At 38.2% G+C, this 25,907-nt stretch carries 22 protein-coding genes and 3 tRNA genes; 21 read left to right on the plus strand and 4 right to left on the minus strand.

The genetic code is table 11. The features are described 5' to 3' along the window. Nucleotides 1-138 precede the first annotated feature (138 nt). The 10 genes from hrcA to IGL32_RS05250 all read left to right on the plus strand — a co-directional run bounded on the left by hrcA (nt 139) and on the right by IGL32_RS05250 (nt 10,490). Complete coding sequence (hrcA, locus tag IGL32_RS05205; protein ID WP_002357828.1) at nt 139-1,182, plus strand: heat-inducible transcriptional repressor HrcA; 1,044 nt, start codon at nt 139-141, stop codon at nt 1,180-1,182. Nucleotides 1,183-1,236: 54 nt separating this feature from the next. Beyond that, the gene (gene grpE, locus IGL32_RS05210) at nt 1,237-1,776 is read left to right on the plus strand and encodes a nucleotide exchange factor GrpE (protein ID WP_002357827.1); all 540 of its coding nucleotides are present in this window, start codon (nt 1,237-1,239) and stop codon (nt 1,774-1,776) included. 59 nt (nt 1,777-1,835) lie between these two features. Further along, nucleotides 1,836-3,665 carry a molecular chaperone DnaK gene (dnaK, locus tag IGL32_RS05215; RefSeq protein ID WP_002357825.1) on the plus strand — a complete coding sequence of 610 codons (1,830 nt, stop codon included), beginning with the start codon at nt 1,836-1,838 and terminating at the stop codon, nt 3,663-3,665. A 114-nt stretch (nt 3,666-3,779) separates the two neighbouring features. Next, on the plus strand, nt 3,780-3,902 hold the full coding sequence (locus tag IGL32_RS05220) for a hypothetical protein (protein ID WP_002357824.1): 123 nt from the start codon (nt 3,780-3,782) through the stop codon (nt 3,900-3,902). 54 nt (nt 3,903-3,956) lie between these two features. Beyond that, nucleotides 3,957-5,123, plus strand: coding sequence for a molecular chaperone DnaJ (dnaJ, locus tag IGL32_RS05225; RefSeq protein WP_002361704.1), 1,167 nt, complete (start codon nt 3,957-3,959; stop codon nt 5,121-5,123). A 238-nt stretch (nt 5,124-5,361) separates the two neighbouring features. Continuing rightward, complete coding sequence (locus tag IGL32_RS05230) at nt 5,362-6,096, plus strand: metallophosphoesterase family protein (protein ID WP_002379384.1); 735 nt, start codon at nt 5,362-5,364, stop codon at nt 6,094-6,096. Nucleotides 6,097-6,193: 97 nt separating this feature from the next. Further along, nucleotides 6,194-8,386: a Tex family protein gene (locus IGL32_RS05235; RefSeq protein WP_002366578.1), complete on the plus strand. Its 2,193-nt coding sequence runs from the start codon at nt 6,194-6,196 to the stop codon at nt 8,384-8,386. Between the two features lie 26 nt (nt 8,387-8,412). After that, on the plus strand, nt 8,413-8,874 hold the full coding sequence (locus IGL32_RS05240; protein WP_002365561.1) for a SprT family protein: 462 nt from the start codon (nt 8,413-8,415) through the stop codon (nt 8,872-8,874). Nucleotides 8,875-8,942: 68 nt separating this feature from the next. Further along, nucleotides 8,943-9,026: transfer RNA gene (locus IGL32_RS05245), tRNA-Leu, on the plus strand. Between the two features lie 246 nt (nt 9,027-9,272). Further along, nucleotides 9,273-10,490: a pyridoxal phosphate-dependent aminotransferase gene (locus tag IGL32_RS05250; protein WP_002382249.1), complete on the plus strand. Its 1,218-nt coding sequence runs from the start codon at nt 9,273-9,275 to the stop codon at nt 10,488-10,490. A gap of 65 nt (nt 10,491-10,555) precedes the next feature. Here IGL32_RS05250 and IGL32_RS05255 read toward each other — a convergent pair whose 3' ends face one another. Beyond that, a complete protein-coding gene (locus IGL32_RS05255) occupies nt 10,556-10,732 on the minus strand; it encodes a hypothetical protein (protein WP_002357816.1) in 177 nt (58 codons plus the stop codon). Between the two features lie 177 nt (nt 10,733-10,909). Between IGL32_RS05255 and IGL32_RS05260 the strand changes: the two genes are divergently transcribed. Together IGL32_RS05260 and nagA are read left to right on the plus strand one after the other, a co-directional pair. Further along, nucleotides 10,910-11,737 (plus strand): helix-turn-helix domain-containing protein, encoded by an 828-nt coding sequence (locus tag IGL32_RS05260; RefSeq protein WP_002381942.1) that lies wholly within the window; start codon nt 10,910-10,912, stop codon nt 11,735-11,737. A gap of 100 nt (nt 11,738-11,837) precedes the next feature. Continuing rightward, nucleotides 11,838-12,986 carry an N-acetylglucosamine-6-phosphate deacetylase gene (nagA, locus tag IGL32_RS05265; protein ID WP_002357814.1) on the plus strand — a complete coding sequence of 383 codons (1,149 nt, stop codon included), beginning with the start codon at nt 11,838-11,840 and terminating at the stop codon, nt 12,984-12,986. A gap of 42 nt (nt 12,987-13,028) precedes the next feature. Here the strand turns inward: nagA and IGL32_RS05270 are convergent, their stop codons facing one another. Together IGL32_RS05270 and IGL32_RS05275 are read right to left on the minus strand one after the other, a co-directional pair. Continuing rightward, entirely contained in the window at nt 13,029-13,415 is a 387-nt protein-coding gene (locus IGL32_RS05270) for a hypothetical protein (RefSeq protein ID WP_002357813.1), read from the minus strand. Between the two features lie 13 nt (nt 13,416-13,428). Continuing rightward, nucleotides 13,429-14,088, minus strand: a complete 660-nt coding sequence (locus IGL32_RS05275) for a DNA/RNA non-specific endonuclease (protein ID WP_002382251.1) — start codon at nt 14,086-14,088, stop codon at nt 13,429-13,431. A gap of 160 nt (nt 14,089-14,248) precedes the next feature. Here IGL32_RS05275 and IGL32_RS05280 point away from each other — a divergent pair, with 160 nt between their 5' ends. The 8 genes from IGL32_RS05280 (at nt 14,249) to IGL32_RS05315 (ending at nt 20,771) form a co-directional block, all read left to right on the plus strand. Then, nucleotides 14,249-14,950, plus strand: coding sequence for an ABC transporter ATP-binding protein (locus tag IGL32_RS05280; RefSeq protein WP_002363831.1), 702 nt, complete (start codon nt 14,249-14,251; stop codon nt 14,948-14,950). 9 nt (nt 14,951-14,959) lie between these two features. After that, nucleotides 14,960-17,596, plus strand: a complete 2,637-nt coding sequence (locus IGL32_RS05285) for an FtsX-like permease family protein (protein ID WP_010706591.1) — start codon at nt 14,960-14,962, stop codon at nt 17,594-17,596. A 183-nt stretch (nt 17,597-17,779) separates the two neighbouring features. Further along, nucleotides 17,780-18,313: a hypothetical protein gene (locus tag IGL32_RS05290; protein ID WP_002357809.1), complete on the plus strand. Its 534-nt coding sequence runs from the start codon at nt 17,780-17,782 to the stop codon at nt 18,311-18,313. Nucleotides 18,314-18,329: 16 nt separating this feature from the next. After that, nucleotides 18,330-19,799, plus strand: coding sequence for a flotillin family protein (locus tag IGL32_RS05295; RefSeq protein ID WP_002357808.1), 1,470 nt, complete (start codon nt 18,330-18,332; stop codon nt 19,797-19,799). A gap of 146 nt (nt 19,800-19,945) precedes the next feature. Then, nucleotides 19,946-20,179 carry a DUF2969 domain-containing protein gene (locus IGL32_RS05300; protein ID WP_002357806.1) on the plus strand — a complete coding sequence of 78 codons (234 nt, stop codon included), beginning with the start codon at nt 19,946-19,948 and terminating at the stop codon, nt 20,177-20,179. A 96-nt stretch (nt 20,180-20,275) separates the two neighbouring features. Further along, a tRNA-Tyr gene (locus IGL32_RS05305) sits at nt 20,276-20,356 on the plus strand. Nucleotides 20,357-20,365: 9 nt separating this feature from the next. Then, nucleotides 20,366-20,437 (plus strand) — tRNA-Gln (locus IGL32_RS05310). Nucleotides 20,438-20,591: 154 nt separating this feature from the next. Then, entirely contained in the window at nt 20,592-20,771 is a 180-nt protein-coding gene (locus IGL32_RS05315; protein ID WP_002357804.1) for a hypothetical protein, read from the plus strand. A 55-nt stretch (nt 20,772-20,826) separates the two neighbouring features. Here IGL32_RS05315 and IGL32_RS05320 read toward each other — a convergent pair whose 3' ends face one another. Next, nucleotides 20,827-21,438 (minus strand): TetR/AcrR family transcriptional regulator, encoded by a 612-nt coding sequence (locus IGL32_RS05320; RefSeq protein ID WP_002357803.1) that lies wholly within the window; start codon nt 21,436-21,438, stop codon nt 20,827-20,829. A 175-nt stretch (nt 21,439-21,613) separates the two neighbouring features. Here IGL32_RS05320 and IGL32_RS05325 point away from each other — a divergent pair, with 175 nt between their 5' ends. Continuing rightward, nucleotides 21,614-25,861 carry a 2-hydroxyacyl-CoA dehydratase gene (locus IGL32_RS05325; RefSeq protein ID WP_002385954.1) on the plus strand — a complete coding sequence of 1,416 codons (4,248 nt, stop codon included), beginning with the start codon at nt 21,614-21,616 and terminating at the stop codon, nt 25,859-25,861. Nucleotides 25,862-25,907: the final 46 nt, after the last annotated feature.

The following is a 25,907-nucleotide window of genomic DNA, read 5'->3' on the forward strand; positions in this document are numbered from 1 at the left end:
TTGCAGCGATTAGCACTCTTGCGTTAAGAGTGCTAAAAAGTTGCGTATTTCCCTTGACAAAAAGGTAAGGACTTGTTATATTAGTATATGTAGTTAGCACTTAGATGTTAAGAGTGCTAATGAAGGGTGGTAATAACGATGATTACAGAAAGACAACAAAATATCTTGAGACTTATCATCCAAAATTACACGAACACGGGCTTACCTGTCGGTTCTAAGAAATTGATGGAGGATGGCATTGCCTCTAGTTCTGCCACAATTCGTAATGATATGAAAGCATTAGAGGAATACGGCTTATTAGCTAAGACCCATTCTTCTTCAGGGCGAATCCCCTCAATGGCTGGTTATCGTTACTACGTGGATCATCTTTTACAACCAACACAAGTAGAAGAGAACGAACTTAGAAGAATCCGTCAATCTTTTGGAAAAGAATTTCATGAGATTAATGATATTATTCGACAATCAGCTGAAATTCTATCAGAATTGACAAGTTATACTGCTTTTTCATTAGGACCTGAAGTGAAAGAACGGAAATTAACCGGCTTTCGAATGGTTCCTTTGAATGATCGGCAAGTCCTTGCTATTATAGTGACAGATAAAGGCAATGTTGAAAACCAAGTATTTGCCATTCCTGCCGCTGTTTCTAGCCAAGATCTTGAAAAAATGACACAAATCATCAATGATAAGTTGGTTGGACAACCTTTGTTGACCGTTTATCATCGTTTGCGGACGGAGATTCCGATGATTTTACATCGCTATTTCCAAACACCAGAAGGAATGATGAACTTATTCGATGAGATGTTAGGACATGCCTTTGAAGAAAAAGTCTTTGTCGGTGGTCGCATGAATTTGTTAGATTTTGGCATCAAACAAGATATTGAACAATTGAAATCTGTCTATTCCTTTATGCAAAATTCTGATGAGCTGACGCATTTATTAAATGGTTCTGCAACAACAGAAAATCCAATTGTTTTTCGTATCGGCTCAGAAATTGGCAACAATCTCTTAGAAGATATGAGCATGATCACTGCTACGTATGAAGTATCAGGACATGGCAAAGGAACAATTGCCCTGCTAGGACCAACCAGTATGCCGTATTCAAAAATATTCGGTTTGGTAGACACGTTTCGACATGAGCTAGCTTCACAACTAGGTGACTATTACCGTTTTTTAGGTAATTAAGCAAACCTTGTTAGGATAAGAAGTAGATGCATAAAGAGAAAGGAAGTTGCTGAAGTGAGTAAAAAAGAAGAGAAGCAAGAAGAATTACAAGAAGAAATGGAAGCTGTTGATGCTGCTGGCGTTTCTGAAGTAGAAGTTGAAGCAACAGAGATTGAAAATCTTAAAGCAGAGCTTTCCGAAATGGAAGACAAGTTCTTGCGGGCAAGAGCCGAAATTGCTAATATGAGCAATCGAAATAAAAACGAACGAGAATTATTAGTTCGTTACCGCTCACAAGATTTAGGTAAAAAGATTTTACCATCTATTGATAATTTAGAACGAGCAATGGCTATTGAAGTATCAGATGAACAAGGCGAAAGCTTGAAAAAAGGTATTTCGATGGTGCTAGAAAGTATTACTGTGGCTTTAAAAGAAGAAGGAATTGAAGAAATCCCAGCAATGGGTGAAACCTTTGATCCAAATTTACATCAAGCCGTTCAAACAGTCCCTGCTTCTGAAGAAACCCCAGCAGATACCATTGTTGAAGTTCTACAAAAAGGGTACAAATTACAAGATCGTGTGTTACGACCATCAATGGTCATTGTTGCACAATAACAAACGTTAATTAAAAATATATTATTATAGAAAACTAATACAGATTGGAGATATTCACTATGAGTAAAATTATTGGTATTGACTTAGGAACAACAAACTCAGCTGTCGCAGTACTAGAAGGCGGCGAAGCGAAAATTATTGCAAACCCAGAAGGTAACCGCACAACTCCTTCGGTCGTTTCATTCAAAAACGGTGAAATTCAAGTGGGCGAAGTAGCAAAACGTCAAGCTGTTACAAATCCTAACACGATTTCATCTATTAAACGTCACATGGGTGAAGCTGGCTACAAAGTTGATGTTGAAGGAAAATCATATACACCACAAGAAGTTTCTGCAATGATCTTACAATATTTAAAAGGTTTTGCTGAAGACTATTTAGGTGAAAAAGTTGAAAAAGCAGTTATTACAGTTCCTGCATATTTCAACGATGCGCAACGTCAAGCAACAAAAGATGCTGGTAAAATTGCTGGTTTAGAAGTAGAACGGATCGTTAACGAACCAACAGCAGCAGCTTTAGCTTATGGCTTAGATAAAACAGACAAAGATGAAAAAATTCTTGTCTTTGACCTTGGTGGTGGTACATTCGACGTGTCAATCCTTGAATTAGGCGATGGCGTTTTCGATGTATTATCAACAGCCGGTGATAACAACCTAGGTGGGGATGACTTTGATAATAAGATCATTGACTACATGGTTGCAGAATTTAAAAAAGAAAATGGCATTGACTTAGCTAACGATAAAATGGCATTACAACGTTTGAAAGATGCTGCTGAAAAAGCGAAAAAAGACTTATCAGGTGTAACAAGCACACAAATCAGCTTGCCATTTATTACTGCTGGCGAAGCAGGACCATTGCACTTAGAAATGAACTTAACTCGTGCAAAATTTGATGAATTAACAAGTGATTTAGTTGAACGTACAAAAGTACCAGTACGTCAAGCCTTAAAAGATGCTGGATTAAATCCTTCTGAAATCGACGAAGTTATCCTAGTTGGTGGTTCAACACGTATTCCAGCTGTAGTTGAAGCTGTTCGCAAAGAAACAAACAAAGAACCAAACAAATCAGTTAACCCTGACGAAGTAGTAGCAATGGGTGCTGCAATCCAAGGTGGTGTAATCACTGGTGATGTTAAAGACGTTGTCTTATTAGACGTAACACCGTTGTCATTAGGGATTGAAACAATGGGTGGCGTATTTACAAAATTAATTGATCGTAACACTACGATTCCAACAAGTAAATCACAAGTATTCTCAACTGCTGCTGACAATCAACCAGCTGTTGATATTCACGTTTTACAAGGTGAACGTCCAATGGCCGCTGATAATAAAACATTAGGTCGTTTCCAATTAACAGATATTCCTGCAGCTCCTCGTGGTGTGCCACAAATTGAAGTAAGCTTTGACATTGATAAAAACGGGATTGTAAATGTTCGTGCGAAAGACTTAGGCACTCAAAAAGAACAAACAATCACGATTAAATCTTCTTCAGGTTTATCTGATGATGAAATCGAACGTATGGTGAAAGATGCTGAAGCAAACGCTGAAGCAGATAAACAACGTAAAGAAGAAGTTGACTTACGTAACGATGCAGATGCTTTATTATTCACTGTTGATAAAACATTGAAAGAATTAGAAGGCAAAGTAGATGCTGAAGAAGTGAAAAAAGCAGAAGATGCGCGTGATGAATTAAAAGCAGCCATCGAAGCAAACGATATCGAACAAATGAAAGCAAAACGTGATTCATTAAATGAAATCGTCCAAAACTTAACAGTAAAACTTTACGAACAAGCTGCGCAACAACAAGCACAAGAAAATCCTGAAGCTGCTCAAGGTGGCGCTGATGATGTTGTTGATGCTGATTTTGAAGAAGTAAATGGTGATGACAAATAATCAATAACAATTGATTTTAGGGACTGGATCATTAGTACAATGACTAATGTCCCAGTCCCTTGTCTTTTGTGAGAAAATCAACCACAATCAAGTTAGCAAGAAACTATTTAGGTTTTGAAAGAACTGTGGTATGATTACAACGATGTTAAACAAGCTGAAAATACCTATTCACAGCTAGTAACACTGATTCAAGGTGTGACAGATAATCCAACCAGAGAGACCGAAAGCAATCGATGAATTTGGCTGGTTCTAAACACATTGTAAAGTTTGAAGAAAGTTGGAGGGAAGTCAATGGCGACGAAACGAGATTATTATGAAGTGCTAGGATTAGCAAAAGGTGCTTCAGATGATGAAATTAAAAAAGCATACCGCAAACTTTCCAAAAAGTACCATCCAGATATTAACAAAGAAGCCGATGCGGAAGAAAAATTTAAAGAAGTTTCTGAAGCGTATGAAGTATTAAGTGATCCACAGAAAAAAGCGGCCTATGACCAATATGGCCATGCAGGAACTGATCCTAATTACGGTGGCGGCGCTGGTGGCTTTGGCGGTTTCGGTGGCGGCGGATTTAGCAGTAGTGGTTTTGGTGGATTCGAAGATATTTTCGATTCATTCTTTGGCGGCGGTGGCCGTTCTGTTGATCCAAATGCACCAAGACAAGGCGCCGATTTACAATATACAATTCAATTGAAATTTGAAGAAGCTATTTTCGGTGTCGAAAAAGAGATTAAGTACAATCGAGAAGATACTTGTGCAACCTGTGGCGGTAATGGCGCCAAACCAGGCACACACCCAGAAACTTGTCATAAATGTCATGGCTCTGGAACAATCAATGTTGAACGTCAAACGCCATTAGGTCGTATGATGAGTCGTCAAACTTGTGATGTGTGTCATGGCACAGGGAAAGAAATCAAAGAACCATGTCCAACTTGTCATGGCACAGGTCATGAGAAAAAAGCACATACTGTCAAAGTAAATGTGCCTGCTGGAGTAGAAGACGGTCAACAAATGCGCTTAGCTAACCAAGGAGAAGCGGGTACCAATGGTGGACCTTATGGTGATTTATATGTAGTCTTTCGTGTTGAAGATAGTGATATTTTCGATCGAGATGGCGCAGAAATCTACTATGATTTACCAGTAAGTTTCGTCCAAGCGGCTCTAGGGGACGAAGTAACTGTCCCAACTGTTCATGGTGACGTGAAATTAAAAATTCCGGCTGGAACACAAACTGGCACAAACTTCCGCTTAAGAGGCAAAGGTGCGCCACGTTTACGTGGTGGGGGCAATGGTGATCAACACGTGAAAGTGAAATTAATAACACCAAAAAATCTTAATGAAGAACAAAAGGATGCCCTACGAGCTTTTGCAAAAGCTGGCGGACAAAATGTAACTGAACAACAAGAAGAAGGCTTCTTTGATAAAATGAAAGATGCGTTTGGCGGTAAGAAGAAAAAATAAACCAAACGAGTCAGAGACAAAAGCAGTTAGCTCCAAGTGTTCATCACTCTCGAAGGCTAAATTGCAACGAGTAATTGTAGGTGCTGCTTTTGTTCAACTGATTATTTTAAGATTTAGAGAGTGGGACATAAGTCGTTTTGACTTATGTCCTATTTTCGTTTTTTATTTCCAAACATTTTACGAGAATATTTTAAAATTTAGCGTATACTTAATATAAGCAAGTTAGGAGGGCTTATTTATGAAACCATATGTTTATGTAATCAGTGATATTCATGGACAAGCAGATTTGTTTGATGCCTTACTCACAGACTATGACCCAGTCGAGCATCAGCTAGTTTTAATTGGTGATTTAAACGACCGTGGTTCGGATTCTAAAGCCTGTTTTCTCAAAGGAAAAGAACTTGTCGAGCAACACGGCGCTGTTTATTTACGAGGCAATCATGAAGAATATTTTTTGCAGTTTCTTCAAAATCCAGAGGACTGGTTTGCAGGATATGTTCGCAATGGTGGCAAGGAAACAATTGAAAGCCTCTTGCATCCAGGAGCTACTGCAGAATACTCACCAACAGAAATGGCCTTAATGATCCGTAGTCGCTATCCAGAGTTAATTGATTTTTTAACAAAACGACCACTTTATTTTGAATGGCAGCATTACTTATTTGTGCATGCTGGGGTTGATTTAACGATGGAAGATTGGCGGCAAACAGCACCTAAGGATTTTTTGTGGATTCGCGAACCCTTTCATCAAGGGAAAAATAATACAGGCAAGACCATTGTTTTTGGTCATACCATTACTCCGATGTTACATGGTGATATGCAGACCACGGACCTTTGGCAAAGTGATGGAAAAATTGGGATAGATGGTGGTGCTATTTTTGGTGGCTCTGTGCATGGTGTGATTTTTAATGAAAAAGGCATTGTCCAAGATATCGAATATCAAAAACGCACCCCTGCGTGGCAACCAGAATTTTGATTCCTTAATCGTATGAATCAGTTACCTCACTTCTATATTTAGAAGCAAAAATATGCTAAAATAGATAAGTATGCATAAGAAAAGAGGTATCTAGTTAATGGCAGAAGCTTATAACGAAGAAGTAGTAGCGCTACTTCAAAAAGAATTGACAACGTATCGTTCAAAACAAATAACAACGGTTTTAACTTTATTAAATGAAGGAAATACAGTTCCTTTTATTGCCCGTTACCGGAAAGAAATGACTGGAAGTTTAGATGAAGTCCAAATCCGTGAAATAGAAGAACGTTATCATTATTTACAAAACTTGAAAAAGCGGAAAGAAGAAGTTCTCCGTTTAATTGAAGAGCAAGGAAAACTAACAAAAGAACTCAAAACAGATATTCAAAAAGCAGTAAAAATGCAACAAGTGGAAGATTTGTATCGACCATATAAACAAAAACGTCGGACCAAAGCGACTATCGCGAAAGAAAAAGGGTTGGAACCATTAGCAGATTGGTTGCTCTCTTTACCTGAAAACGCGGATATCTTAGCCAAAGCGGCTACTTTTATTAATGAAGAAAAAGAAGTTGCAACCGCCGAGATAGCCTTGCAAGGTGCTCATGAAATTTTAGCAGAACGTATTAGCGATGAACCAAAATACCGAACATGGTTACGTGATTATATGGTTAAGCATGCGCAATACGTTAGCGTAGTTAAGGATGAAGAAAAAGACGAAAAGCGGACCTATGAAATGTATTACGATTTTGCAGAACCAGTTAGCAAAATGGTGCCGCACCGTGTCTTAGCAACGAATCGTGGTGAAAAAGAAGACATTTTAAAGGTTTCCCTTGTCGCTGATGAAACAAAAATTAATGATTATTTCCAACGTCAACTAATCGGCAAGCAAGCAACAAGTTTAGCTGCTCCATACATTGAGGCTGCTTATTTAGATAGCTATAAACGATTCATTGGACCAGCGATTGAACGGGAGATTCGCAATGAATTAACAGAAAAAGCTGATGAACAAGCGATTGCAATTTTCGGTGAAAATTTACGTAATTTATTATTACAGTCACCACTTAAAGGAAAAGTTGTTCTAGGATTTGACCCGGCTTATCGGACAGGCTGTAAATTAGCAGTTGTCGATGAAACTGGTAAAGTTTTAGCAATTCAAGTGATTTATCCACATAAACCAGCGACTGCTGCGAAACGTGAAGCCGCTGGTCCAGCCTTTAAAAAGATCATTGAAGACTATCAAGTGGACATGGTAGCTATTGGAAACGGAACGGCAAGTCGTGAATCTGAATTGTTTGTGGCAGAGCAATTAAAAGCGGTGAAGCGTGACGTCTTTTACGTGATTGTTAATGAAGCAGGGGCTTCCGTTTACTCTGCGAGTGAAGTGGCTCGTAAAGAGTTTCCTGATTTACAAGTCGAAGAACGAAGTGCGGTCAGCATTGCACGTCGTTTGCAAGATCCGTTGGCAGAATTAGTAAAAATTGATCCCAAAGCAGTCGGGGTCGGTCAATATCAGCATGACGTATCGCAAAAACGTCTTGCCGAGCAATTGGATTTTGTTGTAGAAACTGCGGTAAACCAAGTTGGTGTTGATGTGAATACAGCGAGTGCTCAACTTTTACAACATATTTCTGGCTTAAATAAAACAACGGCGCAAAACTTAGTCACTTATCGTGATGAAAATGGTGTCTTTACAGCACGAAATCAAGTCAAAAAAGTACCTCGTTTAGGACCAAAAGCATTTGAACAAGCAATTGGCTTTTTACGAATTCCTAATGGCAAAAATGTGTTAGATAACACTGGCATTCACCCAGAAAGTTATCCAGTAGCACAAGCAATTTTAGAAAAAGCAGAGATTGCTTCTAAAGAATTAGGGACAGCAGAAGCTATCGAAAAATTGAAACAGTTACCAGTGAATCAATTAGCTACTGAGTTAGAAGTAGGTTCAGAAACACTCACGGATATTATTGCTAGTTTAATCCAACCAGGTCGTGATATGCGCGATGAGATGTCAGCACCACTTTTACGTAAAGACGTGTTGACGATGGAAGATTTGAAACCAGGAATGGAAATGCAAGGGACTGTTCGAAACGTAATTGACTTTGGTGCGTTTGTCGATATTGGTGTGAAGCAAGATGGCTTAGTCCACATTTCTAAGTTAAGTACTAAATTTGTTAAGCACCCAACGGATGTTGTTGCGGTGGGGGATGTAGTCACAGTTTGGGTAGAAGATGTTGACTTGAAAAAGGGGCGTATTAGTTTAACCATGTTGCCTCGGGCTGATAGAAAAGAGTAACAATGAAAGAGTCTCAACCAGTCTTGATGACAGATCAAGCGCTTCAAACGCTAGTGGAAAAAATTTCAATCGTATTTTTTCAGAAACCTTTTCTGCATCAAGCTACATTTAATCGGCGGTTAAAAACTACGGGCGGTCGCTATCATTTAGCTTCGCATCACCTGGATTTTAATCCAACTGTCTTTTTAAAGTATGGACAAGAGGAACTGGAAAAAGTCATTAAGCATGAGTTATGTCACTATCATTTACATTTAGCTGGCAAAGGCTATCAGCATAAAGATAAGGACTTTAAAGAGTTATTGGCTAAGACTGGCGGTGCCCGTTATGCACCGCCTTTAGTAGAACGGAAAAAAGCAGTTTTCCATCAGTACCAATGTCAGTCTTGTGGAGAAGTCATCCTCAGAAAACGACGAATTGATACGACACGATATGTCTGCGGAAAATGTCATGGGCGTTTGTCCTGGCAAGCGAAAAAAGAACAAATCTAACAATTCTGGTCTTTGTTATCTTGACAAAGACCAGTAATTATTTTAGGATAAATAAGTGCTCTTAAAATGCAGATGTGTTGGAATTGGCAGACAAGCATGATTGAGGGTCATGTGGACAGATGTCCGTGTGGGTTCGAGTCCCATCATCTGCATCAACTAGTATAACAAGAGGTCGGGACAGAAGTGTTTAACTCCGAGAAATAAGAAGGAGTTGCTTCTGTTCCCGCCGTTTATCAGTTTTTGAGCGTGGAGCAAAAATCCAAAGTGATTTTTGTCCCACGCTCTTGTTTATTACGGAAAAACCATCAATTTTTTATTAAATTCTGATATTTATTATTGCTTTTTCATTATAGTTGGCGTAACTTTAGAGTATAAATTTGTGAAGCGAGGGAGTCCGTGTGAGAAATTTTAAAAAATCCGATAAATTAAATAACGTAAGTTACGATGTCCGTGGTCCTGTTTTAGAAGAAGCAGAACGCATGCAAGAAGAGGGCATACGTATTTTGAAATTAAATACAGGGAATCCAGCGCCATTTGGTTTTGATGCCCCAAATGAAATTGTGCGCGACATGATTGTAAATGTTCGCGATTCAGAAGGTTATTCCGATTCAAAAGGTATTTTTTCTGCAAGAAAAGCGATTGAACAATATTGCCAATTAAAAAAATTTCCTAATGTAACGATTAATGATATTTACACTGGTAATGGCGTGAGTGAACTAATTACCATGTGTATGCAAGGCTTGTTAAATAACGGCGATGAAGTACTTGTGCCAATGCCAGACTATCCTTTATGGACTGCATCTGTTTCTTTGGCGGGCGGTACACCCGTTCATTATATTTGTGATGAGCAAGCAGAATGGTATCCAGACATTGATGATATAAAATCAAAAATAACTTCGAATACAAAAGCAATCGTTATTATCAATCCCAATAATCCGACTGGTGCTTTATATCCGAAAGAGTTATTACTAGAAATTGTCGAAGTGGCACGTCAAAATGATTTAATTATTTACTCCGATGAAATTTATGATCGCTTGGTCATGGACGGTTTGGTTCATGTACCGATTGCTACATTAGCTCCTGATTTATTTGTCGTAACATTGAATGGTTTGTCAAAATCACATCGAGTGGCAGGCTTCCGATGCGGTTGGATGGTGTTAAGTGGAGATAAATCACGAGTAAAAGGGTATATCGAAGGGCTAAATATGCTTGCTTCCATGCGGTTATGCTCAAATGTGTTGTCACAACAAATCATTCAAACTGCATTAGGTGGCTATCAAAGTGTCGATGGTTTACTTTTGCCAGGTGGCAGAATTTACGAACAACGAGAATTTATTTACAATGCGATAAATGATATTCCTGGTTTATCAGCCGTGAAGCCTAAAGCAGCTTTCTATATTTTTCCGAAAATTGATACGGCCAAATTTGACATTTATGATGATGAAAAATTTGTTTTAGATTTCTTACACAAACATCATATTTTATTAGTCCATGGTGGTGGGTTCAACTGGCAACAACCAGATCACTTCCGTATTGTTTATTTACCGAAGATGGAAGACTTAAAAACTACAGCAGATAAAATGCGTGAATTTTTAAGTACCTACAAACAAAAATAAAAGAACTACCAAAAAATAGCCTCTAACGAAGCTATTTTTTGGTAGTTCTTGTTTTATCAACAATACTATTCTGCGGTTTCACATGCTTTTTTACTAATAATCATTCGGTTGGTATATTTTTCTTCCATATCAGGACTAGGATTTGCTACTACGATGAGATAAGAATTTTCATACTCCTTCTCCACAAAGCCTGAATAATTTGTTTTTTCCCAAATGAAGTGAACCTTTTTCTCTTCGGCCATACAATAACACTCCTTTTTAATAAAAATGAACCTATTTATTTTCTAAGAAAACCTTAGATAATGTTCTTGCAGTATATTATGCAATAAAGTACAATAAAAGCATAATGCGAATTCGCATATTTTGACAAAATCCCCATTTTGCAAGGAAAATGGCCGATATAAATAGGAGCTATTGTGATGAATTCTTTAGGTGCAGTTATTAAAGAAATTAGAAAAAATAGAAAATTGACACAGAAAATGTTATCAGAAGACATCTGTTCGCAAAGCGTTTTAAGTCGCATTGAAAACAATGAAGAGTTGCCAAACGTTCTCGTAATGCAACAACTTTGTGATCGTTTAGGTGTGACTGTTGATCAGATTATGCGTTATAAATCTGGTGATGTGCACGTTGTTACGTATTCATTTGAAAAAATGGCTGAATATTTTCGCCATAAAAAATATCAATTATTATTAAATTATTTAAAGGAAAATCGTATTGAAGAACAATTGTATTTAGATACGGACTGGCAAAAATATTATTATTATTTAGGTAGTTGTGAATTGTTTGTTCTAAATGATTATGAAAAAGCTATTGCTAGCTTGCGTAAAGGGTTATCTTTCACCTATAAAGCCGATAAGTTAAATGTTTCTGATTTAGAGATTCAATTAATTAGTTGTCTAGGTGCCACTTATGGTTACATGGGCAATCGAGTAGAAGCAGAACGATTTTTAAGTTTGAGTATTCATTATTTTAATCAATTGCCAAATGAACGCAGTAATGCAGAGTTAACGAAAATATTTTTTAATTATGCTGATTTCTTATTTAAAAATTATACAGAAAAAGATGCCGAAATTTATGTGGATCAAGGAATTACTTGGGCCCGCAAAAAAAATAGTTATTATTATTTAAGTGAATTATTAAATCTAAAATATTTAGTTTTAATGAGAAAGAATAAACACGAAGAAGCAGAACGTTATCTGAACTTAGCACAACAAATGAAAAATGTGGAAAGTGGCAATCTTTAAAAAATCCTCAGAATTGCTTAAAAGGTCTACACCATTTCTTGACTTTTGTACTGATTAAGAGTACTTTTGAAGTAAGTAAAATAAAGAAAGAAGGATGAAGATGAAAACATTTATCTTTGCAGACAAGTTCTTTTTAAAAAGCGATGTTAAAGGACCTGGTTATTTAGAAATCACGGATGGTATCTTTGGTAATTATACAAAAGATGAACCGCAAGGGGACGTAAAAATTATTCGTGAGGAAGGCAAATGGATTGCCCCAGGTTTAGTCGATACTCATATTCATGGTTACATGAATCATGACGTAATGGATAACGATGCAGAAGGCATTAAAGTGATGTCTGAAGGCTTATTATCTTGTGGTGTAACTTCATTTTTACCAACAACGTTAACTTCAAGTAAAGAACGTTTAACAGACGTTGCACGTACGATTGGTCAAGTCTACCAAGAAGTACCTGGTGCAAAAATTCAAGGGATTTACTTTGAAGGACCTTTCTTTACTGAAGAACATAAAGGCGCACAAAATCCAAGTTATTTTGGAGATCCAGACCTTGATACATTCCACGAATGGCAAGAAGCTTCAGGCGGAATTATTAAGAAAATTGCGTTGGCACCAGAACGTAATGGTGTGAAAGAATTTGTTGAAACCGTTACAGATGAAGGTGTCGTTGTTGCTTTAGGCCATAGTAATGCGACCTTAGAAGAAGCTGATGTGGCAGTTGAAGCAGGCGCTAGCGTTTTTGTTCATGCATATAATGGGATGCGCGGCTTAAATCACCGTGAACCAGGGATGGTTGGTGCATTGTTAACGTTACAACACGTTTTCTCTGAATTAATTTGTGATGGACACCATGTACATCCGCAAGCGGCTGAAGTATTGATGGAAAAAGCGGGCCATGATCACGTTGCGTTAATTACAGACTGCATGATGGCTGGCGGTATGCCAGATGGCAACTATAATTTAGGTGAATTTCCTGTTGTGGTAGCAGAAGGAACGGCTCGTTTGGATACTGGGAACTTAGCAGGTAGTATTTTAAAACTAAAAGAAGCAATTAAAAATGTAGTTGATTGGGGTATTGCAACACCTGCACAAGCAATTATGATGGCTTCATTAGTTCCTGCGATTAGCTGTAAAATTGATGATCAATGTGGCATGATTGCAAATGGTCGCGATGCTGACTTTATCGTATTAGAACCAACCATGGAATTAGCAGCCACTTATTTAGATGGCGTAGAACGTTATCGAGCATAAGACACAAGAAAAAGCTTGCGGAAATTTATCCGCAAGCTTTTTTTATAATTCTTTTGGTAAAATCGCAGAAGTGATTTCTTTGTTCTCGTAGGCAATAAAAAAATCGATTAATTGCTTGTCAAATTGCTCAATATCCTCTTTGTAAAGGGAGCTAGGAATCACAAAGGTTTGCTCTAGGGTGCCTGCTAGATAATCGCCATCTAAACTTTGGGCGACAACTAAAAATTCTTGTTCGCGCCAATGTTCCACATCTGTTTCAGAAATGGTTTCTGGAGAGGCTAAAAATTTACAATTTTCGACAAACTGTTCATCAATTTCTTCACTGAAAGTTAATTCAGCATCCTCTTCTTGAGGTTGAGAGAGGATTGCTTGCAAAAATGTTTGTGGTTTTGCATCGGGTAATGTTTCTTTTAGCTGTTCAAAATCCAATGAAAGTTCCTCCTTATTGTTTGTTTAAAATAGTTACTGAAAAATCAATGGGTGAATTTGTTTTAAGGCTTTTGGCTTCTAAGATGATTTTTTCAGCCAACAAATCGTTTCCGTTATATACAGGTGTCACGCGATAGCGAACGGTTTCGCCGCGATTAAGAGCTGCCCGAATCTGATTTTCATATTTCGTCATATAAGGAGTGTTGACAGGATTCTGATACAAGGTGGTTAAGTTACGTGGATCATCACCACTGCCTCCCATTTGACGGCCGATTAGGTGGCCACGCGAATGATTAGCTTTTCCTGAAATGAAACCAGCTGGTCGAATATCTTTATTAGCGGAAGTTCCTGTATTGACCATTGCGGGTTTTAATAGCGCATCAGCGCCTGTCGCTCGTTTTAGACGATCTAGAGAATGATAAGTAATCCAGCCGTTTGAGTTATCCTTTAATTCCTCTGCTGAAAATGTGGCTTTACCATTTTCGATGGGTCCGGGATTATCTCCTTTTGGTGCTGGTGTGCTTGAAGGGGTGGTTGTTTGTGGTTGAACATTAAATAAATCTTGTAAAGCATCAGGAACTTTAACGCCAACCGCGCCTAAAATTAAAATGATTAATGCGCCAATCAGCATGATGGTTGAATTAAATGGTGGTTTCTTCTTTCTGTTTGCCATAACGTGCTCCTCTAATTTTATACTTGCAATAGTCCAAATTTAAGTGGACCATCTTTTCTATTATACGTAAATTTGCTAAAAAATCAAAAAAGGCTTTTCTTTGAAAGACTTGTTTTCTCAGATATGTTACTATTTTAATGTAGAAGGGAAGGGATAGTGGATGGCCTATATTGAAGTCAAAAATGAATACAAGCGTTACCAAATGGGAGAGACAACTATTACTGCGAATGACGGCATTTCTTTTGAAGTGGAAAAAGGAGAAGTAGCGGTTATTTTAGGCCCCAGCGGTGCTGGAAAATCAACTGTTTTAAATATTCTTGGTGGAATGGACAGCTGTGATGAAGGGGAAATTATTATTGATGGCACAGATATCGCTCAGTTTTCAGAGAAACAATTAACCACTTATCGACGAAATGATGTCGGGTTTGTTTTCCAATTTTACAATTTAGTCCCAAATTTAACGGCAAAAGAAAATGTCGAATTGGCTTCGCAAATCGTTGCGGATGCGTTGGATTCGACCAATGTTTTACAATCGGTGGGTTTAGGGGAACGTTTAGATAATTTTCCAGCGCAACTTTCTGGTGGTGAACAACAACGAGTAACCATCGCCCGTGCGATTGCTAAAAAGCCCAAGTTACTTTTATGTGATGAACCGACAGGAGCGCTGGATTATGAAACAGGGAAACAAATTTTAACCATTTTGCAAAACACTGCTCGTGAAACTGGAACGACCGTCTTAATTATTACCCACAATTCAGCCATTGCAGAAATGGCCGATCGGGTAATTCGAATTAATGATGCGAAAGTTCGCGAAATGACTGTGAATGATCAGCCTAAATTGGTTGCTGAAATTGAATGGTAGGTGCCTAAAATGAAGAAAACAGCGCTAATTAAAACAAGCTTACGTGAAATTAGACAATCTACTACACGATTTTTATCGATTATGGGGATTATTTTCCTTGGTGTAATGGTCTTTGTTGGTTTGAAAGCTACTGGACCAGATATGATTAAAACCGCGAATAATTATTACCAGAAAGAGCAGCTTCCAGATGCGCGAATAATTTCTACAATGGGACTGGAAAAGAAAGATTTAACAACACTACAGTCTTTAAAAGATGTCGAAACAGTTGTGCCGCGGTATACAATAGATGCCACGATTGGGCCGCAAAATAATGCAGTAAAATTGTTTGGCTATCGAAAAAATCAAGCAGGATCGGTTAACTATCAAGTAGTTGACGGTCGGTTACCTAAACAAACAAATGAAATTGCATTAGATACATTAGCGAAAACTAGATATGACTATAAAATGGGTGATAAAATCACTTTAAACGATGCAGCGATTAAAGAAAAAGGGCTGAAACAAACTCATTTTACTGTTGTTGGATTTATCAATTCACCAGAATATATTGATAATACATCCAGGGGAACCACAACGGTCGGGTCTGGAACGTTAAACTTTTTTGGCGTGGTTTCGGAAAAAGCCTTTGACAGTCAACGGTATCCAGAATTGCTAATCTCATTTCGTTCATTAAAACATCAAAATACGTATTCCTCTGATTATGAAAAGAAAAGAGAGCAGGCCTTAAATCAAGTAAAAGAGGCACTGAAAAATCGGCCAGAAGAACAGGTTGCGGCTCTGCGTGATTCGGCTCAGCCGGACATTAACCAAGGTCGGCAAGCGCTGGAAACGGGAAAACAAGCACTTGCGCAGTTGGAGCAACAACCAGGAATTCCAGCTGAGATGCTTGAAAAGCAAAAAGACGAATTGGCTAAACAAGAACAACTGTTGGCTGAAAAAGAAACAGAGCTAGCCAATTTGAAAGCCCCAACGTATTATTATTTTACTAGGGAAGACAATCCAGGATTTTCTGAATATCAAGATAACGCTGATCGGATTTCTTCTTTAGCCACGCTGTTCCCGTTGTTCTTTTTCCTAATTGCGGCATTAGTCAGCTTAACTACCATGACACGTATGGTTGAAGAAAAAAGAATGGAAATTGGTAGTTTGAAAGCTTTAGGTTATCGTAATCGTGAAATTGCTTCGATTTTTATTACCTATGCAACGGTTGCCAGCTTAACAGGTGCATTATTAGGATTGGCAGTTGGCTATTATCTATTCCCTAAAATAATTTTTGATGCCTACGGTCAAATGTACAATATTCCTGATTTAGTTACACCGTGGTACTTAAATTACAGTTTATGGGGCATCATTGTAGCCTTAGCTTGTACTGTGGGAGCGGCCTTAGTGACATTAAGAATCGATTTATTAAGTACCCCAGCTACCTTGCTAAGACCCAAAGCGCCGAAAGCAGGCCAACGGATTTTACTAGAACGAATCCGCCCTTTATGGCAACGCATGAGCTTTATTCAAAAAGTGACCGCTAGAAATCTGTTCCGCTATAAACGACGGATGCTGATGACCGTTATCGGAATAGCTGGTTGTATGGGGCTGTTAATTGTTGGTTTTGGTTTACGCGATTCAATTGTGGATGTCGCTACAATTCAATTTAATAAAATCTGGCATTACCAAGCAGTCGTGACTTTTAAAGAGCAAACAACACCTGAAGAGACAAAAGAGTATCAAGAAACGTTGCGCAAAATGGATGGTTTGAATAAAACAATTCCGTTATATTCAGAAATCTTTAAAACGAAGGGCAAAGGCGCACCAACTCAAAATATTACTCTTTATGTGCCACAAGATCCTTCGAAAATGGCTGATTTTCAATTATTTAATGATCGAGTCACTGGAGAAAAATATTCCCTCAACGATGACGGTGTAATCATTAATGAAAAATTAGCTAAATTATTTGGCTATAAAGTCGGAGATCAATTAAATTTAGAAAATAGTGATAATCAAACCTATCACGTGAAAATTGCCGCGATTGCAGAGAACTACACGGGTCATTTTGTCTATATGACGCCGAAACTCTACCAGACGATGACGAAACAGAAGCCGGAGTATAATACAGAATTCCTACTTTTTGACAAAAAGTTATCCTCAAAACAAGAAACCTCAATCGGAGAGGCGTTGACAAAACAGCCGAAAGTGTTGAACATTACGTTTTTAACTGCGATGAAAGGTTCGTTTGATGATATGCTGAAAAGCCTTGATATTGTCATTTGGGTACTAATTGCTGTTTCTGGTTCTTTAGCGTTAATTGTGTTATATAATTTAACCAACATTAATGTTTCTGAACGGATTCGAGAACTTTCCACGATTAAGGTTTTAGGGTTTTACGATCGTGAAGTCACCACCTATGTTTACCGTGAAAACATTATTTTAACGTTCATTGGTATTATTGTTGGCTGCTTCTTTGGGAAAATTTTGCATCAGTATATTTTAGCAACCGTTGAAGTTGATTTAATTATGTTTTCGCCAATTATTCATTGGCCAAGTTATCTGTATTCCGCAGTCATCACCATGTGTTTCACGTTGTTTGTGATGGTCATTATGCATCGGAAATTGAAGAAAATCAATATGATTGAAGCGTTAAAATCAAATGAATAGCACATTTTAAAAAACGAGGAGTCCGTAGAAGTTCGATAATTCTAGGGCTGCTCGTTTATTGCTGCTTCTTTTATTAAGAAAAAATAGGTCTTAAGATGTATCTTTTGAGATTTATTTGGAAATTACTACTCTTTTTATTTAAAAATTGGTACACTATTACTAGGTTATAGCACAGAAAGGAGTGTGGGAAAAGTGTTAGAAGGTCTACCATTGGAAACGGTTTATTTTTATGCATTAGTGGGGAGCGCGGTCCTCGCTTTTTTACTAATTATTTTTGGGGATGTTTTTAATTTTGATGGACCGGTTGACCCAATGCTGATTATTCCATGGATTGCTTTTACCTCGCTGTTTGGGTACCTTGGGGAAGAATTAACAGCGGTGAATAGTTGGCTTATTTTAATTGTCAGTGGTATTCTTTCAACCATTATTGTTTTCTTCCTAAATTTTTATGTGTTGGTCCCTTTGAAAAATTCGGAGGCCACAATTTCTATTTCGGAAAAAGACATGGAGGGTCGTGTTGCTACTGTGATTACCCCAATTCCTGTCCGGGGAATGGGCGAGATTCAATTGAAGAGTGTCACAGGTTCGTTAAGTCGACCAGCAGCATTTTATGTGCCACAAGAAGTGGCTGCGCCAAGAGGTAGTGAGGTATTGATTATTGAATTGAAAGAACGGGTTTGTTATGTCATTCCTTACGAAGGCAGTCTAAAAATATAGAGTAGGAGAGAAGAAAATGGGGATTTTGTTACCGATTATTATTGCAGTTTTAGTATTATTAATGTTATTAATTGTGTTTGTTTCTAAATATCAGACAGCCAAACCTGATGAAGCGTTAATTATCAGCGGGAGCTATCTAGGCTCTAAAAATGTTCATGTAGACGAAGGTGGCAACAAAATTAAAATCGTTCGTGGCGGTGGTGCGTTTGTCTTACCAGTGTTCCAACGTTCAAATCGAATTAGTTTGCTTTCAAGTAAATTAGATGTTTCCACACCAGAAGTGTACACAGAACAAGGGGTTCCTGTGATGTGTGATGGGACATCAATCATTAAAATTGGTTCGTCAGTTGAAGAAATTGCGACAGCAGCGGAACAATTTTTAGGAAAAACAACGGAAGAATTAGAAAATGAAGCACGTGAAGTATTAGAAGGACATTTACGTTCGATTTTAGGTTCAATGACAGTGGAAGAAATTTACCAAAATCGTGATAAATTTAGCCAAAGTGTACAAGAAGTTGCCAGTGTTGACTTAGCTAAAATGGGCTTAGTTATTGTGTCGTTCACAATTAAAGAAGTTCGTGATAAAAATGGATACTTGGATTCATTAGGGAAACCAAGAATCGCTCAAGTTAAACGTGATGCAGATATTGCAGAAGCAGAAGCCTTGAAAGAAACTCGCATCAAAAAAGCAGAAGCAGAAAAAGAATCACAACAAGCGGAATTGCAACGTCAAACAGAAATTGCAGAAGCTTCAAAAGAAAAAGAATTGAAATTAGCGTTATACAAACAAGAACAAGATATTGCCAAAGCCAAAGCAGACCAAGCCTATAACTTGGAAAGCGCGCGTGCACAACAACACGTGGTGGAACAAGAAATGGAAGTCAAAGTCGTTGAACGTCAAAAACAAATTGAGTTAGAAGAAAAAGAAATTACGCGTCGTGAAAAACAATACGACTCAGAAGTGAAGAAAAAAGCCGATGCAGATCGTTACGCACGCGAACAAGAAGCTCTTGCTCAAAAGGCACGCGAAGTGGCAGAAGCCGAAGCAGAACGCTTCAAAGTTGAAGCATTAGCCGAAGCGGAAGCCAACAAAACGCGTTTAACAGGTCAAGCGCAAGCCGAAGCTATTTTAGCTCGTGGTGCAGCGGAAGCCGAAGCCAAACAAAAGATTGCTGATGCCTTCAAAGAATATGGTGAAGCAGCTGTGTTAAGTATGGTGATGGAAATGTTGCCACAATTAATGAAAGAAGCAGCACAACCATTGGGCAACATCGACAAGATTTCAGTGGTAGATACAGGCGCAGGTGGCGAAAATTCTGGCGCCAACCGTATTACAAATTATGCAACAAATTTGTTGGCTGGTACACAAGAAACACTAAAAGAAACAACGGGCCTCGACGTGAAAGAGCTAATTGAAAACTTTTCTAAAAAAGGTACCTCAAATAGCGTGAACTATCATGCAACAGAAGGTTCAGAAAAAGAATAGAAATCAGTCTTTGAGGAGTAGCGAATCGCATTTCGTTACTCCTTAATGCTGCATTGAAACGATAAACGAGCAATCTGACAGAGAAATAGCGAGTGCTTGTTTTGTTTCAAAGATTCTGATAACATAGAGTTCTTGGAGGGATAGAGATGTCAAAAAAGAATAAAGATATTGAAGTACGTGTTGAAGAAGAAAAAGCCCAATACAATGGAGCAAATGTTTTAATGAACAAATTATTTATTGGTAAAAAAGAAATCGGTCGTGTCATTCCGCAAAATGATAAAAAATTCATCATTGAAATTGATGGCAAGCAAGAAGGTACAGCAAAAAATCTGGACGAAGCCTTTGAAACAATTATTCGTCAATGGAATTTAAGTGAATAAAAAATAAATAACAATTTTTTTAAAAAAAGGGTTGCTTTTTTCTGGAAAAGATTGTATTATAACTAAGTCAGGTCGTTACAGCGACAATGACTTTTTGGAGGAATAGCGAAGTGGCTAAACGCGACGGACTGTAAATCCGTTCCTTAGGGTTCAGTGGTTCGAATCCACTTTCCTCCATTTTCTTTTTGGGGTATAGCCAAGCGGTAAGGCAACGGACTTTGACTCCGTCATGCGTTGGTTCGAATCCAGCTACCCCAGTTTTCAGAACATTTCTGGTAGAGAGATGTTCTTTTTTTGTATAATTATATAACAAAAATGAAGTAAGATTTTCCTCATGTACAGGCTAGAAAAGTTTTCATTTATATAAGAATATGCTAAAGTATTAAGAAAGAATAGTCTGGAGTTGATAAGAATGAACTTTAAAGAAAAAATTACAGAAATGGTTGAAAATGTTTACGATTTAGCACGCGATGGTAAGTATGATGTCAAAGTTGACTTAATTCCTCGTAAAAAAGGCAACATCAAAAGTGGTGTTAAAGTCACTTCTTCAAGAAATACAGCCCACAATATCAAATGGCGTTCAAAAAACTAATTCGTCTTTAACAGAAACACCGGAGCAGACAAAATTATTGTCTACTCCGGTGTTTTTATTTTTCTAATTCGATACCTAAGACAGTTAAATGCCCATTACCAACTAATTTGATAACTAATTGGGCTAAGTGGTTGGGTGTCATATCTGTTTCGCTAGTAATCCACCAATGAAGGGTACCGATGAAGATAGAGGTCATGTATTCAATAACAAAATCTATCGGTACATCAATATCATTTTCGGTAATACGCAACTGCGAAAAAATCGTCGCATATTTTTCTTCGATAATTTCAGCTAAGCGTTTTCGAAAGTGTTCGTTGAAATTATTGTCCATGATAGTTAAGAAGAAAGATTTGTTCTCTTGAATATTAATATAGAGTTGCGTCAGAAGTTCTTCAATGTGCTTCACGCGGACACGGTTGCCATTAACCAGTTGTTGCGAATCAAGAATAGCGGTAAAAGCACTAAGCGTAAAGGTGAAGATTGCATCATATAAATGCTGTTTGTCTTTAAAATGAGCATAAAAAGTCGCACGATTAATCATAGCTTCATCAGCAATATCCTGAATCGTCACCGCTTCGTAGCCTTTCGTTTCTACAAGTTTAAAAAAAGCTTCAATAATCATTTTTCTGGTTCGTTGTACTCTAAGGTCTGTTTTCTTTGCCATCATAAATTCCTTTCGAGATAGTCAACATTCGCGGAAACTTTGTTGTTTATCTCACAAAATAGGGTAAATTGCTTGTTGCAAATCATTTAGAACCTTTCTAAAATAGGTATATCTATTATAACAAACAGTTTGTATAATAATCAACAAACTGTTGAAAAATGAAGGGGTATTTTAATTGATGGTTATGAGAGCAGGGATTGATGTTGGGTCAACGACAGTAAAATTAGTATTTTTAAATAAGCAAAATCAGCCTATTTTTACAAAATATGAACGCCATTTTTCAGATGTCAAAGCAGCAACGGAACGCATTTTAAAAGAAGGGCTAGCAAGGATCGGTGCAGACCAACCTGTGACAATGAGCATAACTGGCTCTGGTGGTATGGGGCTGGCTGAGGTATTAGGGATTCCCTTTGTTCAAGAGGTTATCGCGTGTACACGAACTGTTGAAACAATAATACCAGAAACGGATGTTGCTATTGAACTTGGCGGAGAAGATGCAAAAATCACTTTTTTTGATGGTGCTTTAGAGCAACGAATGAATGGTAGTTGTGCAGGTGGGACAGGCGCCTTCATCGATCAAATGGCTGTTTTACTTAAAACGGATGCCAATGGAGTGAATGAATTGGCGAAGAATTATCAAACTATTTATCCGATTGCTTCCCGCTGTGGGGTTTTTGCCAAAACGGATGTTCAACCTTTAATCAATGAAGGAGCAGCGAAAGAAGATATCGCGGCGAGTATTTTTCAAGCGGTAGTTAATCAAACAATCGCCGGGTTAGCTGCTGGTCGAAAAATTAAAGGTAAAGTAGCATTTTTAGGGGGACCTTTATTTTTCATGTCAGAATTGAGAAAACGGTTTGTTGAAACCTTAGCAATTCAGACAGAAGATGTTATTTTTCCAGAACAACCGCAACTGTTTGTAGCAATGGGTGCAGCACTTTATTCAGAAGATGCAGCCGAATGTACATTGGAAGAATTAATTCAGCGCTTAGTGAACAGCCAGGCTACTGATTTACAGCCGAGCGACACGTTACCACCGTTATTTAACAGCGCAGAAGATTTGGCAGATTTTCGAGAAAGACATGCGCAAGCCCAAGCAACGGAGAAACCTTTATCTCAACATACTGGCGTGACCTTTTTAGGGATTGATGCAGGCTCCACAACGACAAAAGTCACATTGATTGATGAAGATGGTCATTTGTTGTTTTCTTTTTATGGTAATAACCAAGGGCAACCTTTAGAAACCACCATGACAGTACTGAAATCACTTTATCAACAACTGCCTGAAGAAGTTTTTATCGGAAAAGCGGCTGTTACAGGATATGGAGAACAGCTAATAAAAAATGCGTTAAAAGTCGATATTGGTGAAGTTGAAACGATGGCCCATTACAAAGCAGCCAACCATTTTCAGCCAGGTGTGGATTTTATTTTGGATATCGGAGGACAAGATATGAAAGCGATGACCATTAAAAATGGCGTGCTTTCCTCGATACAATTAAATGAAGCTTGTTCTTCTGGGTGCGGTTCCTTTATCGAAACCTTTGCGCAATCTTTAAAATATAATGTGAAGGATTTTGCTTTGGCGGCTTTAGAATCGCAAGCGCCTGTTGATTTAGGTTCTCGGTGTACTGTTTTTATGAACTCAAAAGTGAAACAGGTTCAAAAAGAAGGGGCCTCCGTCGGCGATATTTCTGCTGGACTATCTTATTCAGTCATCAAAAATGCCATTTATAAAGTCATTAAGGTTCGCCGACCTGAAGAGTTGGGAGAAAAGATTGTCTGCCAGGGAGGAACATTTTACAATGAAGCTGTCTTGAGAGCTTTTGAAAAAATTAGCGGTCGTGAAGTGGTTCGTCCTTCTATTGCTGGTTTGATGGGGGCCTATGGAGCAGCGCTGATTGCTTTGGACGCTTATGAAATTGGGGAAGAAACCACGCTTCTTTCTTTAGAAGAGTTAGCGGCATTTACCTCTGAAAAGGAATTTACTCATTGCGGCTTGTGTGAAAACAATTGTCAATTAACGGTCACAGTGTTTTCAGATGGGCGCCAATTTATTACGGGAAATCGCTGTGAACGTGGTGCACGAATTAAAATTAAACGAGAAGAACGCAAAGTAAATTTGGTTGATTATAAGTACCGCAAGTTATTTAAGTACCGACCTTTGCGGGAAAATAAAGCGTTTCGTGGGCGCTTGGGTATCCCTAGAGTCCTAAACATGTATGAAAATTATCCTTTGTGGCATACATTTTTTACTGACTTAGGCTTTCGGGTCGAATTATCGCCACGTTCTAATAAGCAAATCTATGAACAAGGCCTTGAAACGATTCCCAGTGATACGGTTTGTTACCCAGCGAAAATGGCGCATGGACATATTCAAGCATTAATTGATGCGCAAGTGCCAATTATCTTTTATCCTGGTGTTGTTTTTGAACAGCAAGAAACAGTGGAAGCAGATAATCATTTTAATTGTCCAATTGTGCAAAGCTACCCAGATGTTATTCGAAATAATGTGGATGCCATCAGAGAGGGCCAAGTGGATTATCGAAATCCCTATCTTAATTTAGCGAATGAAGCTGCAGTTGCCAAAGTTTTAGCTGAAAATTTTGCTGATTTAGGGATTTCCTTAGAAGAAATTCAAACAGCGCTGCATCATGGTTATCAAGAATTAGCAGCTTTTAAAAAAGAAATTCAAGAAAAAGGCGAAGAAACGTTAGCCATGTTAACTGAAAAAGGCCAGAGAGGGATTGTCTTATCGGGGCGACCGTATCACTTGGATCCAGAGATTAATCACGGCATTGCCGAAGTCATTACACAGGAAGGATTCCATGTCTTGACAGAAGACAGTATCTCGCATCTTGGAGACGTGCAGAATTTACGTGTGGTGAATCAATGGGTCTATCATTCTCGCTTATATGCGGCGGCTAAAGTAGTGGCTAAGACGAAAAATTTAGAACTTGTCCAACTGAATTCCTTTGGTTGCGGCTTAGATGCTGTGACAACCGATCAAGTAGAAGAAATCATGGATCGGTCTGGCAAAATTTATACAGTCCTCAAAATCGATGAAGGTGCGAATTTGGGCGCAATTCGTATTCGGTTGCGCTCCTTGAAAGCGGCTGTCAATGAGCGGGAGAAGCAACAGTTTGTTCCGCATATGCAAATGGAAGAGCCAGAGAAAATTGTGTTTACAAAACAAATGAAAAAAACACATACCTTACTGTTACCAATGCTTAGCCCGATTCATCAATCTGGATTAGTCGATGTAGCATTACAAGCTTCTGGCTATCATGTTGTCTGTTTGCCTGCGCAGGATAAAGAAGCCGTGAATGTCGGGTTAAAATATGTCAATAATGATGCGTGTTACCCAGCAATTATTTCTATCGGACAACTAGTCGAAGCTTTGGAAAGTGGTCAATATGATTTGGATAATGTCAGTGTCTTAATGACGCAAACAGGGGGCGGTTGTCGCGCAACGAATTACATTCCCTTATTACGAAAAGCCTTAAATGATGCTGGTTTTTCTCAAGTTCCTGTAGTTTCAGTTTCGATGGGCAATAAAGGGGTCGAATCCAATCCAGGATTTAAATTTACGTTGCCAATGATCAAACGCTTAGTGGTTGCCTTTTTATATGGTGACTTATTCGAACGAGTAGTTTATCGAACAAGACCTTATGAAACAGAAAAAGGAATGGTGGATCAACTGCACCAAGATTGGCTAAAAAGAGTGGAAGCCAATGTCCGGAATGGTTCGCTGACACAATTTAATCACTTCATGAAAAAAATTATTCGGACGTTTGATGAAATTCCTTTACAAGAGATAAAAAAACCAAAAGTCGGTGTGGTCGGGGAAATTTTAGTGAAATATTCGCCGACAGCGAATAATGATATTGTGCGTTTGCTAGAAGAAGAAGGTGCTGAAGCAGTTGTGCCAGATATTGTTGGCTTTATGAACTATTCTTTGTACAATCAAATTTGGAAATACGAAAATATGGGCATGTCAAAACAAAGCAAACGTTTAGCAGAATTTGCGATAAAAATCATTGAATTGGTAGAAAAACCAATGGATAAGGCATTGAGAAAATCGGTCCGTTTTGATGGTATTCATTCCATTTATGATATGGCAGCAGACGCAAGTAAAATTTTATCAATTGGCAATCATACGGGTGAAGGTTGGTTTTTAACAGCTGAAATGATTGAGCTCTTAAAACACGAGGTGAATAACATCGTTTGTATGCAGCCGTTTGGATGTTTACCAAACCATATTGTTGGAAAAGGGGTCGTGAAAGAGCTACGACGTCAATATCCGCAAGCAAATATTGCGGCGGTGGATTATGATCCAGGGGTATCTTTGGTTAATCAGTTGAACCGAATCCGTTTGATGATGGCCACAGCGAACAAGTTGTTGAAAGAAGAAAATGTAAAAAGATAATAACTAATAGAAATTCGTTTAAAAACATTTGACTTGGTCACTTTTT

Source organism: Enterococcus sp. AZ035 (genome assembly GCF_050548325.1).
In the GTDB taxonomy this organism is placed as follows: Bacteria; Bacillota; Bacilli; order Lactobacillales; family Enterococcaceae; genus Enterococcus; species Enterococcus faecalis.